Origin of the sequence: Pseudomonas sp. S35 (assembly GCF_009866765.1) — a bacterium.
Lineage (GTDB): Bacteria > Pseudomonadota > Gammaproteobacteria > Pseudomonadales > Pseudomonadaceae > Aquipseudomonas.
Genome location: NZ_CP019431.1, coordinates 5,864,935 through 5,879,386, shown reverse-complemented (window position 1 = coordinate 5,879,386; position 14,452 = coordinate 5,864,935). Strand labels below are relative to the sequence as shown.

At 58.1% G+C, this 14,452-nt stretch carries 13 protein-coding genes; 7 read left to right on the top strand and 6 right to left on the bottom strand.

From position 1 onward, the window contains the following. Nucleotides 1-277: 277 nt before the first annotated feature. Together PspS35_RS26540 and PspS35_RS26535 are read right to left on the bottom strand one after the other, a co-directional pair. On the bottom strand, nucleotides 278-832 hold the full coding sequence (locus PspS35_RS26540; protein WP_159937447.1) for a hypothetical protein: 555 nt from the start codon (nucleotides 830-832) through the stop codon (nucleotides 278-280). After that, nucleotides 825-1,943 carry a hypothetical protein gene (locus tag PspS35_RS26535; RefSeq protein WP_159937446.1) on the bottom strand — a complete coding sequence of 373 codons (1,119 nt, stop codon included), beginning with the start codon at nucleotides 1,941-1,943 and terminating at the stop codon, nucleotides 825-827. Before PspS35_RS26535 ends, PspS35_RS26540 begins: the two co-directional genes overlap by 8 nt. Nucleotides 1,944-2,872: 929 nt before the next feature. On the opposite strand from PspS35_RS26535, the gene tam reads away from it, so the two are divergent. After that, nucleotides 2,873-3,634, top strand: coding sequence for a trans-aconitate 2-methyltransferase (gene tam, locus PspS35_RS26530; protein ID WP_159937445.1), 762 nt, complete (start codon nucleotides 2,873-2,875; stop codon nucleotides 3,632-3,634). Between the two features lie 21 nt (nucleotides 3,635-3,655). Here the strand turns inward: tam and PspS35_RS26525 are convergent, their stop codons facing one another. Continuing rightward, a complete protein-coding gene (locus PspS35_RS26525) occupies nucleotides 3,656-4,219 on the bottom strand; it encodes a cysteine hydrolase family protein (RefSeq protein WP_159937444.1) in 564 nt (187 codons plus the stop codon). 96 nt (nucleotides 4,220-4,315) lie between these two features. On the opposite strand from PspS35_RS26525, the gene PspS35_RS26520 reads away from it, so the two are divergent. The 3 genes from PspS35_RS26520 (at nucleotide 4,316) to PspS35_RS26510 (ending at nucleotide 7,301) form a co-directional block, all read left to right on the top strand. Further along, a complete protein-coding gene (locus PspS35_RS26520; protein ID WP_159937443.1) occupies nucleotides 4,316-5,275 on the top strand; it encodes a GlxA family transcriptional regulator in 960 nt (319 codons plus the stop codon). Between the two features lie 171 nt (nucleotides 5,276-5,446). Beyond that, nucleotides 5,447-6,556 carry a DUF3182 family protein gene (locus tag PspS35_RS26515; protein ID WP_159937442.1) on the top strand — a complete coding sequence of 370 codons (1,110 nt, stop codon included), beginning with the start codon at nucleotides 5,447-5,449 and terminating at the stop codon, nucleotides 6,554-6,556. Beyond that, a complete protein-coding gene (locus PspS35_RS26510; protein ID WP_159937441.1) occupies nucleotides 6,546-7,301 on the top strand; it encodes an alpha/beta fold hydrolase in 756 nt (251 codons plus the stop codon). The genes PspS35_RS26515 and PspS35_RS26510 overlap by 11 nt, the downstream gene beginning before the upstream one ends. Before the next feature lie 5 nt (nucleotides 7,302-7,306). On the opposite strand, the gene PspS35_RS26505 is transcribed toward PspS35_RS26510, so the two are convergent. Genes PspS35_RS26505 through PspS35_RS26495 form a run of 3 tightly spaced genes read right to left on the bottom strand, consistent with a single transcriptional unit; the run spans nucleotide 7,307 to nucleotide 10,285 of the window. Next, the gene (locus PspS35_RS26505) at nucleotides 7,307-8,251 is read right to left on the bottom strand and encodes a lysylphosphatidylglycerol synthase domain-containing protein (RefSeq protein WP_159937440.1); all 945 of its coding nucleotides are present in this window, start codon (nucleotides 8,249-8,251) and stop codon (nucleotides 7,307-7,309) included. Next, nucleotides 8,241-9,509 (bottom strand): cardiolipin synthase ClsB, encoded by a 1,269-nt coding sequence (clsB, locus tag PspS35_RS26500; protein WP_159937439.1) that lies wholly within the window; start codon nucleotides 9,507-9,509, stop codon nucleotides 8,241-8,243. The genes PspS35_RS26505 and clsB overlap by 11 nt, the downstream gene beginning before the upstream one ends. Then, nucleotides 9,506-10,285, bottom strand: a complete 780-nt coding sequence (locus PspS35_RS26495) for an endonuclease/exonuclease/phosphatase family protein (protein WP_159937438.1) — start codon at nucleotides 10,283-10,285, stop codon at nucleotides 9,506-9,508. The genes clsB and PspS35_RS26495 overlap by 4 nt, the downstream gene beginning before the upstream one ends. 287 nt (nucleotides 10,286-10,572) lie before the next feature. On the opposite strand from PspS35_RS26495, the gene PspS35_RS26490 reads away from it, so the two are divergent. Genes PspS35_RS26490 through PspS35_RS26480 form a run of 3 tightly spaced genes read left to right on the top strand, consistent with a single transcriptional unit; the run spans nucleotide 10,573 to nucleotide 14,405 of the window. Next, entirely contained in the window at nucleotides 10,573-12,015 is a 1,443-nt protein-coding gene (locus PspS35_RS26490; RefSeq protein ID WP_159937437.1) for an OmpA family protein, read from the top strand. 17 nt (nucleotides 12,016-12,032) lie between these two features. Then, nucleotides 12,033-13,574, top strand: coding sequence for a hypothetical protein (locus PspS35_RS26485; RefSeq protein WP_159937436.1), 1,542 nt, complete (start codon nucleotides 12,033-12,035; stop codon nucleotides 13,572-13,574). Further along, nucleotides 13,575-14,405 (top strand): hypothetical protein, encoded by an 831-nt coding sequence (locus tag PspS35_RS26480; protein ID WP_159937435.1) that lies wholly within the window; start codon nucleotides 13,575-13,577, stop codon nucleotides 14,403-14,405. Nucleotides 14,406-14,452 lie beyond the last annotated feature (47 nt).

The window sequence follows — 14,452 nt, the reverse complement described above, 5'->3', positions numbered from 1 at the left end:
AAGTCATTGATTTCGCTCCACTTTTTTATTGGTTGCAGATTTTTACGGAGTGGGGGGCTATATTTGTTAATCGTTTACCTTCAAAAGGCGTAAACAAATGGCCCTCAATCTCTACTCCCTACGCTGTTCTCTGTGTCAAAGCGCGGATACTCCGCTTAGGCCGCTCCGAAGGAGGTAGTTGAGCGCCTGTAAATCCGCTCAGCGCTATTTCTGTGACCTGGGCGATGGGGTAGATGAAATGTCCATCTTTCTTTATTAGTAGCAATGTCCTGCCGACCTAGTTTTGTTTTTTTGGGAGCTCCTGCCTTTCAAGTCCTTCAGAGGCACTCCTATGTATTATCTTTTCAGCATAAGAGAAAAAAACCCTTAATGTGGTTTTAGCCGCCCATATCGCACAAAAGCATTGAATAACATAGCATATCGATAAAGGATAAAGAGAGTAATAGCCAACCTGATTCTTAAGATCCACTACTCCTGAAAGTCCATAGGCATACGAAATCACGAGCAATATTATCAGGACGATTAGACTAAGAACTGCAGTTGTGGATATGTCCTTGAAAGCTACAACTTCATCGTTTGAAACGATATCCTTTACATTGCTTCTTGTAAGGGATTTCAATGCGCGTGGAAAAACTAGCGCAATCCACGCTCCGCTAATCCCGAATAAAATCATTGCGATATTGATTAGCGAGTTCGTCAGATTCACAATGTCAATGTCCTTTTTTTCAAAGGTCATCAAAACTTCTGTTTTGTATTGGTATATAAAAATGCATAAAACCGCAGCGATAATAACGTGAATAATTATTGCCGCGGCTGTGCTTTTTTTAAGCATTATATGCCTCTATTTCATTCTCTGAAATTTGAGTTTTGGGTAAAGCGGCAGCTGAATCACTAATTTCTGACTTTTGCGTAGTGGCTCCAAGTGGATTGCGTGACATCTCTATAAATTCTTCAATTTTGTTATTCTTGTTGAAAAATGAGACCAAGTCATGTGCTTTGTATGGCCACTCCTTGCCGTTCAAATCAATAGAGGACGCTTTGCGCGCTTGAGTGCCATTCAGGTAGTAAATATGTTGCGATGTGTCAGTTGTGGTTCTTTTCGTTACCTTGAATCCAACGGTGTCTTGTTTGCCATTTAGCTTTACGCATTCAATGTATTCGTCAACTTCACTCAAGCTTGTGAAATTTACTGGGACACTTATGCTAACAGTGCTCGATTTTCTCACTTCGCCAACGGTTTTCCGCACCCATGGACGCAACGCGTTGAAAACAGGACCTAGATCCCTGGTTACGGTTTCAGTAGCTGTAATTTTATCTTTCATTACCACGCATGAGATTGCCGAAAAATTCATTCTCAAGTATTCTTCAATCGTCTTGCTCGTAAATTTATTAATGCTGAAAGAGAAGTAGCAAGGTTTATCCTCTTCATTCGCAGGGTCGGCTTTCAGTACAATTTCTTTATCTTTTTTAACGCCGTGCCCAGAAAAGTTATGAATGAAATCTGATAAATAGTTTGTTAGCAATGACGAGTCGCCAGAAGCGCCGGGAAATTCCATTACCACAACTGAGTTGGTTTGAGCGGAGATATAAAAATAGGAAGGCATGCCGATTATTCCAGAAGCGTCGCCTTTTGCTTGCTTCAAGTCGCAGCCAATAACTCCATTTTTTGGTAGAGATAAAATCTTCCTGCTTCCATAACTTGTGACTCCAAGCCACAATATTACAATAAAATCGCCATTTGCCAGTTTTTCAATGTCGTAACAATATACTTCTTCCTTTCGCGCCGAACTCATGCGACTATTTTTTGCCGTCCTCCCCTTGATAAATGAGTTCAGTAGGTCTAGGAAATACGAAATGTTTGTTATTTTTGGCGTGTGCGTATAGTCAAACAAACCTATCTTTTCAATTTCAAAAAGCTTTAATTTACACTCGCTCAATTTCATTCTCGTCCGTGATGGTAAAAGGCCATATAAGCACATTTTTTTTATTCGGACTAGATAATTTCCTCGATAGAATTTGCTGACCCAGCGGCAGCGAGGTAAGTCACTGTGCCAGGATCGTCCATCGAACGAAACGTCTTGGAGAATCTCGCGCTAATGGTGAAGTTCATGCAGCGAAATACCGGTGATTAGGCAGCTAGCTAGAGTCTTGGCATCCCCTCAAGGGCCACTGTTCATTTCGCTCCACATGGCAGCTTCGCAACCTCGCGATGAGTCACGGGGATCTAGAGCCACACCGCGTGCATGACCATAGGTCTCATTGCGCCGCTGTCCTGTCTTGTAGGGGGGAACGCTACCTATAGAGGCCTGACCGTAATGCCGGTCAAGCCAGCAACCTATGATCAGGCGCTGTTGGGACAATCTGCCTGCAGCTGAGATGGTCATTACCGAACGGGCGTGAGCGAGTTTTTTATGTCGTCGAGGACAGCCCGGGCTTGACAATCCCGATCCGGCCGAGGGGTAGCGAGTTAGGTGCTGAATCAGGAAAAATGTAAACAACCCGTGCCTCCAATCCTGTTGTGTTTACGGTTTTTTGGAAGCAGCCACGCTTATGATGTCTATGGCCTTGATCTCAAAGATAATCCGCGTTGTTGACAGTTTTCAGGTGAATAGAACCTTTCTAGGATATAGCTCGGAGCAATCCGTAAAGCGGTGCCGAAAAGCCTCGTGAGCCTTGCTCCCGGGGCTTTTTTTTGGCGATCAGGCACGACTTTGAAGCCGCCGACGAAGTTGATCTGGTGTGCGAACGCTACCCGCCGCTCATGATAGACAGCAGCGATTTTAAGGCCCCCGTATGTGCCGCTCCTGGCATTTGTCCTCGTGGGTCACAAGATTTAGGCTGTAGCCAACCTCTAAAAAGAAGGAAAGCCACGATGACCTGGTCTGCCAAGCAGTACACGATGTTCGAGCAACAGCGCACCCGTGCGGTGCGTGATCTGGTTGCCGCTATTCCCAATAGTGAGGTGAGCACTGCCGTCGACTTGGGTTGCGGCCCTGGCAATTCCACGCAAGTGTTGGCTGAGCGCTTCCCTCAAGCGCATGTCACCGGTATGGACAGCTCTGATGACATGCTGACCGATGCCCGCCAACGCTTGCCGAAACTGAGCTTTGAACTGGCAGACATCGGCGCCTGGAACCCCGCGCAATCATTCGATGTGATCCTCGCCAACGCCTCCCTGCAATGGCTGCCGGACCACGCCACGCTCTATCCACACTTGGTCAAGCAACTGAACCCCGGCGGTACGCTAGCGGTGCAAACCCCGGACAATCTCGACGAGCCTGCACACCGGCTGGCTCGCGAAGTGGCGGCACACGGGCCGTGGGCGGCCAGGATCGGTGCGGTCAAACACAATGAGCGCCACCCCGCGAGCTACTACTACGAACTGCTGAGCAAACACTGCAGCACCGTGGATGTATGGCGCACCACCTACCAGCACCCGCTGGCGGATCACGCTGCGGTGGTCGAGTGGTTTAAAGGGACCGGGTTGCGGCCATTTCTCGCGCCGCTATCCGATAGCGAAAAAGTCGCCTTCCTACAGGAGTATCAGGCACGGATTACCCAGGCATATCCAGCCCTGGCGGATGGCACCGTATTACTGCCATTCCCGCGCCTGTTTATCGTCGCGACCCGCTGATCGCACAGAGGCAAGCAGTGGTCAGGCTGCCGCTGCTTGCGCCTTCAAATACTCATCCGCCGACACCACACCGGCATAACCAAACGCCAGCGACGCCATGTATGCGGCATGCACCTGCGCGGCCGGAATCACCTGGCCATTGAATTCCAGATCGCGGGTGGCACAGGCGTCATGAATCACCGTGACCGTGTAGCCCAGGTCTGCCGCCGCCCGCACCACGGCATCGACGCACATGTGGCTCATGCTGCCGACCACCACTAACTCGGTGATGCTGCGTTGTTCCAGCAGGGCACGTAGATTGGTTTCGCGAAACGAATTCACGAAGTGTTTAAGCACCACGGGTTCATTGCTTTCGTTCAGTACCTTCGGATGCAAATGGGCGCCTTGCGACCCTGGCGTGAAGAACGGTGCATCCTCGGACGTGAACTCATGGCGCACATGAATCACCGCATCGCCCGCCTGGCGAAAAGCCTGGAGCACTTGTACCGCCTTGTCTGCCGCCGCTTCCACGCCATCAAGCGGCCACTTGCCCTGAGGGAAGTAGTCGTTCTGGATATCGATTAGGATGAGCGCTTGCTTGGCCATGAGTATTGCCTCGTGATGGGTTGATGGGCCCAGTATCTTAGCTGGCGCCGACGCCGGGCATTGGCTGCGCCGACAATAACAGGGGGAAAACTGACAATGGCCGTGGTTGAGCTAGGGGTGTTGATCTACCAGGGGGCGCAGTTGGCGGCCGTGCATGGCCTGACCGATCTGTTTGGGGTGGCCAACCGGATCGCCGCCGAGCATCAATCTGCACAACTGCCGCTGCTGCGGATCAGTCATTGGCAGGTGGATGCCGCTGGCAATCCGACGCGAGTCTTCGACAGCCACCCAGGCCCCGACCAGCCAATGATGGCCGTGCTGGTGCCACCGTCGATTGGCGAATTCACCGAAGAACAAACGCCGCCTGCGCTGTTGGAATGGATTCGCCAGCAACACGCGGCCGGCACGGTGCTCGGCGGGGTGTGCATTGGTTCGATCATGCTGGCGCGCAGCGGTCTGCTGGATGGGCGCAGCGCCACGACCCACTGGTCCTCCGCCCAGTCCTTTGCCGCGCGTTACCCGGCCGTGCGCCTGGAGGCGGACAAACCCATCGTCGATGACGGCGACCTGATTACCACGGCCGGGCTGATGGCCTGGTCGGAGCTGGGCCTGCGCCTGGTCGATCGGCTGATGGGGCCGAGCATCGCTGCCGACACGGCACGCTTTCTGGTGATCGAACACAGCGACAGTGCCAGCCAATGTGGCAGTAACTTCGCGCCGATCCTCGGGCATGGCGACGGGGCCATCCTCAAGGTTCAGCACTGGTTACAGGCCAGCGGCGCGGTGGATGTGTCCGTCACGTCGATGGCGCAGGAGGCGGGGCTGGAGCAGCGCACCTTCCTACGGCGTTTTCGCGGCGCCACAGGCCTGAAACCCACCGAATACTGCCAACACCTGCGCGTGGGCAAAGCACGGCAAATGCTGGAGTTCACCAACGGCACCATCGACTATATCGCCTGGACGGTGGGCTACCAGGACCCCAGCGCCTTTCGCGCCACCTTCAAGAAAATCACCGGTCTGGCGCCTAGCGAGTACCGCAGCCGTTTTGGGGTGTGAATCGTGCAGAACACCGTGCAGCCGCCGGCCTGTCGTGCAGAATAAAACAGGCCAACTGCCATCGGTTTTTCAGTAACTGATTGATTTCAAAACGCTCCCACCCACACCTGTTTTGGCCTGATCCCTGCAGCCTTCCTGATACACACATGGCGGGAAGGCCAAGGGGGACGCATGACCCCGACACAACGCAAGCAATGGGTGGTCGCTCACTCCACGCGAGAGGGCGCGCCCCAGCATGAGGTCGACACCAACCACGCCCTGGCCCGCTGGCTGGCGCATATTCTCGGGCTTAAATTCGGTGGCCACTACAACCCGCAAAAACATGCGGGTCGTGAGCTTTACCTGCTGCCCACGCAAACCCTGGTGGGGCCGGCGCACGCCCGTGCACTTAACATCAAAGGCCCCGAAGACTTGTGGGGCGGCTATGTCGATCACGACTTCATCTGCACCAAAGCTATCAGCCACGGTGTGCTGAGCTCTGAGGCCACAGCGCCAGAGGGCTGGTCACCGTTGTTCTGCGAGCGGGTGAGGAACGTCGTGTTGGACGGCCTCAGTGTATTCGCGCTTGAAGACGCACTCCCTGCCGCCGCCCATTTGCTCGACGACGGGCCGATCCGCTTGAAACCGGTACACGCCTGCGCCGGCCGTGGCCAGGAAGTTATCCACAGCCTTGACGCCTTCAAGGTCGTGCTGGCCCGACCCGAAGCTGCGCAGCTGTTCAATGAAGGCGTGGTGCTGGAACAAGACCTGCACGATGTGGTCACCCATAGCGTGGGCCAGAGCTTTATTGGCGATCACGTATTCAGCTACTGCGGCCAGCAATACCTGACCAAGGACGGGCAGGGCGAAGGCGTCTATGGCGGCTCCGACCTGCTGATCGTGCCGGGTTATTACGAAGATTTGCTAAAGCTCGATCTGCCCGACGACGTACGCCTGGCCATTGAGCAAGCCCAAGTCTTCGATGCGGCGGCGGACGAAGCCTACCCTGGCTTCTATGCCTCGCGGCGGAACTACGACATCGCCCAAGGCCTCGATCACCACGGCCAGCGCCGCAGTGGCGTGCTCGAACAATCCTGGCGCATGGGCGGCGCCAGCAGCGCGGAGGTCGCGGCGCTGCAGAGCTTCGTCAACAATCCGGGCCTTAACGCCATTCATGTGTCTTCGGTAGAAACCTACGTGGACCAGGCGCTGCCAGCGGATGCCATTGAGGTGTACCGCGGCCCGGCCGAGAACAGCGACTTTCTTCTCAAGTACGTGACGGTTAAATCTTATGACGGCTAGAAGCGAAAGCATTGCGATCGACATCGACGACGAGCAAATGAGCGGCACCTTCCTGAGCCCCAAATCCAAAGTGCCGGGCGTGTTGTTCGTGCACGGCTGGGGAGGTAGCCAAGAGCGGGACCTGGAGCGCGCCAAGGGCATCGCCGGCCTCGGCTGTGTGTGCCTGACCTTCGACCTGCGCGGCCACGCCGGCACCGGCATTCCATTGAACCGCGTCACCCGCGAAGACAACCTGCGTGACCTGTTGGCGGCCTATGACCGGCTGCTCGCCCACCCGGCCATCGACACCTCGGCGGTGGCGGTGGTGGGTACCAGTTACGGCGGTTACCTGGCCGCAATCCTCACCTCACTGCGTCCGGTGCGCTGGCTGGCGTTGCGCGTACCGGCGCTGTACCGCGATCAGGAATGGCTCAAGCCCAAGCGCGACCTGGATAAGATCGATCTGATGGATTACCGCAACACCCTGGTGCATGCCCAGACCAATCGCGCCTTACACGCCTGCGCAGCGTTTACCGGTGATGTGCTGATTGTCGAATCGGAAACCGACGACCACGTGCCCCACGCCACCATCATGAGCTACCGCGCGGCGTGCCAGCAGACGCATTCCCTGACTCACCGCATCATCGATGGCGCTGACCATTCCCTCAGCGACCCGGTGTCCCAGCAGGCCTACACCTCGATCCTGGTGGACTGGATCACCGAAATGGTGGTCGGCGAGCGGTTGAGCATCATCCAATCCCGGTAGTGCGTTCAGGCGGGTGTTTTTTTCACCCGCAACGCCTTGGCCTTGGCTTCCACGCCCAGGTACATCACCAAGGCGATCAGCAGCGGGCAGATGAAGTAGATCGCCCGGTACGCAATCAACCCGGCCAACAAGCTGCCTCGCGATGCCTCATGCTGTAACAACCCGATAAACACTGCCTCCAGCACCCCCAGCCCGGCGGGGATGTGCGTTATCACCCCGGCAATCGCGCTGATCAGCAACACGCCAAGGACCAGCGGGTAGTCCAATTTGGCCGGCAGCAGGGTAAAAATCACCGCAGCCATCAGTGACCAATTCAAGGCGCCCAAGGCCAGTTGCAAGCACGCCATGCGCAGCGACGGCAGGTTGATCTCGATGCCGCGAATCGACCATGCACGCTTGGTCGAAAACTGGCACGCCGCCAGATAACCCAGGCTGGCCAACACCAGCACCACGCCCACCCCTTGCAACGCGCCGCTGCTCAGTTTCCAGCCCGGCGGCATGGTCACCAGCCCGCTGCTGAACACCACGCCGGCCAATGCCATGTAGCCAAACCAATTAGTCGCCAGGCTCAGGCCGAGGATCTTGGCGATATTGCCGTTGCTCACCCCCAGGCGCGAATACAGGCGGTAGCGCATGGCGATGCCGCCGACCCACGCGCTGAGGTTGAGGTTGAACGCGTAGCTGATGATCCCCACCGGCAGGATCTGCTTGCAGCGCAACGGCTGGCGGATGTAGGTGCGGCCGATCAGATCGAAGCAGGCGTAGACGATAAAGCTGCACAGGGTCAGCGCGCCTGCGATCAGCAAGGTGCGCAGTTTGAACTCACCCAGTGTCTGGACCACCTCGCTCCAGTCGATCCGGCGCGCAAGCAAGGTGAACAGCACGATCAGCAGCAGGAAGAAGGCGAGGGTCAGTGGTTTTTTCCAGCGCTTGAAACGCTCAGCTGTCATGGGGCTGACCCTCGTGCACAAAGGGTTTCAAACGCGGCTTGTGTGCGGGCAACCAGCCGGTCAGCGCGGGGAAATGGCGCATCACATGAAACACCAGGAAACCTACGGTCAATCGCCACAACCACAGGCGGGGCTTGCGGTTTTCCGGCATGGTCTGGCAGTGATTTTTACTGAGCACTTCAAGGCGCTCGTACAGGTGCTGATTGAACCCTCGATCGCGGATCAACACGTTGGCTTCCAGGTTCAGCGCCAGGCTCAGCGGGTCAAGGTTGCTCGAACCCACCGTGCTCCACTCGTCATCCACCAGCGCGACCTTGCCGTGTAGCGGGCGCTGGCAGTATTCGTGAATCACCACGCCGTCCTTGAGCAGGTAGTCGTAGAGCATGCGCGCCGCCAGCTTGGCCAGCAGCACGTCGGGTTGGCCCTGCATGATCAATTGCACCTGCACGCCACGGCGCGCCGCGTTGCGGATTTCCCGCAACAGGCGGTAGCCGGGGAAGAAATACGCGTTGGCGATCACTGCGCGGTGTTGGGCCTTGCTCAAGGCATGGATATACGCCTCTTCGATATCGTCGCGGTGTTGCAGGTTGTCGCGGTAGATCAGCCGCACCAAGCCGTCGCCGCTCTCGCTCGACCACGCGCAAGGCCGTTGCTGGCGCCGCCGCCAACCGCGCCGCTTGCGCACCTGGCGACCACTTTGCGCCAGGGCGAAATGATGCAGGTCGGCCACCGCCGGGCCAACGACCTGCACCGCATAATCCTGTTTGGCCTCGGGGCCGAAATCCGCCAAGTGGTCGGCAGAGAAATTGATCCCGCCGATAAACCCCACGCTGGCGTCCACCACCACGATCTTGCGGTGCAGCCGGCGAAACCAGTTGGTGCGCATCCCCAAGGTCTTGGACGCCGGGTCGAACATCTGCACCGTTACCCCGGCCTCGGCCAGTTCACCGAGAAACCCCGGGCTCAACTCGCCGCAGCCAAACCCATCCAGGCTGACCACCACCTTCACCCCACGCTGCGCTGCCTCGATCAGGATGCGTTGCAGCGCATGGCCGACCTTGTCTTCGAAGAGAATAAAGGTCTCCAGCAGGATCTCACTCCGGGCCTGGCGCAGGGCTTCGAAGACCTTGGGGAAGTAGGCTTCGCCGTTCTCCAGCAACTCGATTTGATTACCGCTTTGCCAGCCGTAATCCAGGTCGCGGGCCTTGGCTTCGTCCGGCGGCTGGTCGGTGGAAATATGCTCGACCACAACGTTCATAGCTCGATCTCCACCGACAGCGGTACGTGGTCTGACAGATGGGACCACGGCCGAGTGGTCAGTACCCTAGGGTTGTGCACCTTCACGTTGCGCACATAAATGCGGTCCAGCGGTAGCAACGGCAGGCGCGCCGGGAAGGTGCGCGCCGGTTTGCCCAGGGTGTGCACGAACACCTCGGTAAGACCGCTTTGGTTCAAGTCGGCACGCTGGCGCCAGTCGTTGAAATCGCCGGCGACCACCAGCGGCGCATCGGCGGGAATCTCGCGGATGCGTTGCTCCAGCAGGCGCAACTGCTGCTGGCGATGCACCTCGCGCAAGCCTAGGTGAATACAGATCGCGTGCACCTCCTGCCCAGTCCCTGGCAGGCGCAACACGCAATGCAGCAGGCCACGGTTTTCATGGCCGCTTTGGGAGATGTCGAGGTTGTCGTAGCGCACGATCTGGAATTTCGACAGCAGCGCGTTGCCGTGGTCGCCGTGGGGGTAGACCGCATTGCGCCCGTAAGCGAACTGCGGCCAGATGCTGTCGGCGAGAAACTCGTACTGCGGCATGTTCGGCCAATCGCTGTAGCGCTGTGGATGGCGCTCGTGGGTGCCGTGGATTTCCTGCAGGAACACCATGTCCGCGCCCACACTGCGCACCGCTTCGCGCAGTTCGGGCAGGATGAAGCGTCGGTTCAGGGCAGTGAAACCCTTGTGGATATTGACCGTCAGTACCGTAAATCGGCTGATGGCGACGCTGGGGGTTACGGGCACCCAGTCGGGAATCGCAGTCATGAGTACTCCTCTTCAGCGTGGCAAGGCGTCTTACATGGCTGACTGCGCACAGCGTGGGAAAGTTTCGAGCGTCCTACAGGCGGCGTGGGTGCGGGATGACAAGTCCGCTTTGTAATAAACAAAGAGTTACACTTGGTGTTGAAATGCCATCAGTGACGTGATCAAATTCCGCGCGATTCACTCTTTTCAACGATTTTGCAGGGCCTGTTCATGGATGATGCCGCTGACGCCGTTCTAGCGTTGGCAGTGGGGTCGGCGGCTCTTTTTATGAAGGCCGGACCCATCACGTGAATACTTCCCTTACCCGAAAGATCAGCCTGCTGGCCGGCGCCATCGCGCTCAGTGGCTGCGCGACGCTCAACGATGCGGGCAAAAACTACGGCACGGCCATTGGCTGCGCCGGTGGTGCACTGCTTGGTGCCGGCCTGACCTACGCGATCACCGGTGATGCAAAAAAAGCCATCATCGGCGGCGGAGTGGGCGGTGCCGCGGGCTGTGTGGCGGGCAACCTGTGGCAGAACCGTTTGCAGGAACTGGAGCGCGTCGCCAAGGAAGAGAACCTGAATATCCAGGTGCAAACCTTGCAAAGCCAGGAAGTCGCCACCGGTACCGCACGGGCGCCTGCGCCGACCGAAGCGGGCATCGTTGCCCAGGTGCAGGACGAAGGCATGTTCGCCACCGGCAGCGCGCAATTGAGCACCAACGGCCAGCGCCAGGTGCGCAAGTTGGCCGCCGCGTTCGCGCCCAAGCAGGGCCAGAACAGCCAGGCGGCGATTCTGGTCGTCGGCCACACCGACGCCACCGGCAGCGCCGCCACCAATCAACGGTTGTCCGAGCAGCGTGCCCGCGCCGTGGCGTCGATCCTCGCCGAGCAAGGCATCGCGCCGCAGCGCATGTTCTTCCAGGGAGCGGGGGCTTCGCGGCCGATCGCCGACAACAGCGACGTGCAGCAACGCGGCAAGAACCGTCGGGTTGAGATCGTTGAAGTGACCGACCGCAACATGCTGGTCAAACGGGTCAATGCCGAACAAAACAACAGCAAGTACCTGGCGCACGGCACCTCGACCGAGCCCACGCGTACTGTCGCCAGTGCACCGAAAAACAAGCCCGCTGCCACAACCAAGCCGGCTGCCGAGAGCAAACCCGCTGACGCCGGCACCGCGCTGGTCGACTTCGGCGGCCAGCCGGCCAGCGATGCGCGCTGGACCCTGGCCCAAGGCATCGCGCCGAAAAAAGCCGGGTTTGCCCTGGTCAGCAGCGCACACGCCAACGACCTGCCCAACAGCAGTTGCGAGGCCGACCGCCCGCGTGAAACCGGCAAAGTGTTCAACCTCGCCAGCGGCAAGGCACTCGACACCCAAGTCACCACCGAATACCTGCCGGGCTACAACAACCGCGTGTGGGCCAATTTGGTCAATGGTCACCTGGTGACCTTGTCGCCGGTTTCGATCCTGCGCGATGGCGCCAGCGTCGACCGCCAACCCTTCATCGAAGTGGTCAAGGGTTACAGCGAAGGCAATCGCAAGTCGATCAAGAGCAAGGCCGTGGCCAACACCTATGAAGGTGAGGACCTAGTGCTCTATCGGGTGTTCATCCAGGACCCCAAGGCACCGGTGTCGTGTATCGACGTGGTGTTCAGCAAGAAAAATTCCGAAGCCACTGACGGTGCGTTGTTCTACCCCCGCAGCCGTGAAGCCTTCACCACCCGTTTCGTGCCGATTCGCGCATAAGTCTCAAGGAATACACCATGGAAGAGTTCAGCTTCAATGCGCTGACGGCCCTGCTCTGGGCCAACAAGTTGATCACCGGGCTGGTGATTTCCACCCTGCTGGCCGCCATCCTGATTCAGGCGTACTGGGACAAGGTGGGCTATTTCGTCATGCGCGTGTGGCATGGCGTGCCGGTGATCGGCAAGGTTGCGCGCTTGTCCAAGCAAAGCCTGATGCTCGACGCTCACGGCTGGCCTAAATCCGAAAGCGAACTGTGCGATGCCTACTATTCGCGCTACGAAAAGATTGGCGCGGCAAACGTCGATTTCTTCAACAAAAGCGAATCCTACCTGCGCACCATCGGTGAGCGTGGCCGCCGCGAGCGGCCGTTCTGGGTATTTGCCCTGATCTTCATGCTGATCATGTTCGAGGCCGTGGGTTTCGCCTACGTGCTGGTGCCGTTCATCAACCAGAACCTGTCGGCCAACGACCAAAGCTGGATGGGTTGGTTGTTTGCCTTCCTGCTGGCGGTCGCCTCGGCGATCCTGGCGGAAGTCACCGGCCGCGCCGCCCACAAGAACGCGCTGATCAGCAAGGCCCGCCACTGGTGGGAAAACGACAGCGACAGCGATCGCCCAAACCAGCTCAAAGAGTTGCCGGGCATCGGTATCAAAGACACCGACAGCGACAAGGACGGCAAGGATTACAACCGCATCCTGGCGCGCATCAACACCAACCACACCGTGACGCCGAGCCGTGGCTGGATGATCACCACCGGTATCTGGATTGCGATTATCGCGGTCGCGGCGTTCGGTATCCGCACCATGCAGCTCAAGAGCATCGAGACCGAAATGGTCGGCAGCCCCCATGCCTTCGCCCAGCAGAATTACGACTCGGCCAGCCCGTTCGAGCTGCCGGCCGATTCGGCGGCGATCAACGATCAGGCCGACAAGCAAACCCTGACCGACAAGATGGACGCGATCCGCAAAGCCTCGCTGATCACCTTCATCGTGCTGTCGGTGATCTACATCGCGATTCAGATCACCAGCATCTGGCTGGCCTCGATCTTCGGGTTTGCCGGGGTTGAATCCAAGACCGCCTGGGAGCACACCCACAAGTTCTCCAGCGGCGAAGCCCTGGAAAACTGGATGCAAAGCCAGCGCGTGGAAATCGCCTCCCATGCCGATCACAAACTGAGCAAGTTGCAGCTCAAGCTCGCCGGGCGCACCACCACCAACGCCCAGCAGCAGGCAGCGTTGACCACCGCACACAATCGCAGCTTCGAGACCTTCGTGGCGCGCAAGCAGGCGTTGCCGGCCAATCCGCAACCGGTGGCCAAACCCGCCAGTGTTCCGGTGGCCCCGGTGGTCGCGGAAGTCGCGGCACCAGCACCAGCACCTGTGCAGGTACCTGTCGCGTCGTCGGAAGGTCTCGATGCCCTTCGCGGCAAAGACCTGACGGCCTACAGCGAAGAACAACTGGCAACCATCAGCCGCGCCAAAGGCCACGCCCTGGAAGATGTGCTGGCGCTGCGTGCTGAACAACAGTTGCTCAAAGACTTTGACGCCACAGGTGCCTGAATGATGATCCCGCGCTTTTTCTGTGCCCTGTTGCTGGCGCCTTTGATGGCGGTGGCCGGCGAACGCAACGACATCCCGGATTGCTACCCGTACGCCAAGGTCACTGAGTTTCGTCCGGTTGCTGCTGGCCGCGAGTTGACGGTGATCATTGATCAAACGATCCCGATGCCCGAGGTGATCCAAAAGGCCACCTGGGCCCAGGTGCAGCGCTTTGTACAGCCGGGCGACAAGGTTCGGCTGTACAGCTTCTCGGCGTTTTTGCCGGGGCAATTCATGCAATTGCGCTTTGCCGGTGAGCTCAACCAGGGCATTGACGAAAAAGTCCGCGAGCGGGTCGGCATGCAATCGCTGCGCACCTTCGACACCTGCCTTGCCGAGCAGCGTGGTTTTTTCAACAAGACCTTTGGCAAGGTGTTCGTGACCACGCTGCGCGAAGCCTCCGAAGATATTGCGCGCAGTGAGATCTTCCAGTCGCTGCGTGATATCGGCAACGACCTGGGCCAGCAACCGGCCCAGGAGCGTGTGGTGCTGTTGATCTCCGACATGCTGGAAAACAGCGACTTCGGCAGCTTCTACGCCAACAACCGGATTCGTGACCTGCAACCCGACGCCGAGCTCAAGCGCATCGCGGACAAGGGCCTGTTCGCCGACCTGCAAGGTGCGCGGGTCTACGTGGCCGGTGCGGCGCTGGTGACCAAGGACGTCAAGCAGGCCTATCGCTCCGGTAAGACCATTCAAGCGCTGGAAGGCTTCTGGAAAGGCTATTTCGCCGGCTCCAACGCACAGTTGGTGGCGTTTGGCGCGCCGAGCCTGAATGTCGACCTGAAGTGAACGATCCCCGCTGAAACCCGTCAGTTCCTTACAGACCCTGCTGTAAG

Excerpts from the sequence above, each read along its gene's own strand:
- PspS35_RS26505 (WP_159937440.1), bottom strand. The coding sequence starts at position 8,251 with ATGACAGCTGAGCGTTTCAAGCGCTGGAAAAAACCACTGACCCTCGCC.
- PspS35_RS26520 (WP_159937443.1), top strand. The coding sequence starts at position 4,316 with ATGGCCGTGGTTGAGCTAGGGGTGTTGATCTACCAGGGGGCGCAGTTG.
- clsB (WP_159937439.1), bottom strand. The coding sequence starts at position 9,509 with ATGAACGTTGTGGTCGAGCATATTTCCACCGACCAGCCGCCGGACGAA.
- PspS35_RS26525 (WP_159937444.1), bottom strand. The coding sequence starts at position 4,219 with ATGGCCAAGCAAGCGCTCATCCTAATCGATATCCAGAACGACTACTTC.
- PspS35_RS26540 (WP_159937447.1), bottom strand. The coding sequence starts at position 832 with ATGCTTAAAAAAAGCACAGCCGCGGCAATAATTATTCACGTTATTATC.
- PspS35_RS26485 (WP_159937436.1), top strand. The coding sequence starts at position 12,033 with ATGGAAGAGTTCAGCTTCAATGCGCTGACGGCCCTGCTCTGGGCCAAC.
- PspS35_RS26510 (WP_159937441.1), top strand. The coding sequence starts at position 6,546 with ATGACGGCTAGAAGCGAAAGCATTGCGATCGACATCGACGACGAGCAA.
- PspS35_RS26535 (WP_159937446.1), bottom strand. The coding sequence starts at position 1,943 with ATGAAATTGAGCGAGTGTAAATTAAAGCTTTTTGAAATTGAAAAGATA.
- PspS35_RS26480 (WP_159937435.1), top strand. The coding sequence starts at position 13,575 with ATGATGATCCCGCGCTTTTTCTGTGCCCTGTTGCTGGCGCCTTTGATG.
- tam (WP_159937445.1), top strand. The coding sequence starts at position 2,873 with ATGACCTGGTCTGCCAAGCAGTACACGATGTTCGAGCAACAGCGCACC.
- PspS35_RS26515 (WP_159937442.1), top strand. The coding sequence starts at position 5,447 with ATGACCCCGACACAACGCAAGCAATGGGTGGTCGCTCACTCCACGCGA.
- PspS35_RS26495 (WP_159937438.1), bottom strand. The coding sequence starts at position 10,285 with ATGACTGCGATTCCCGACTGGGTGCCCGTAACCCCCAGCGTCGCCATC.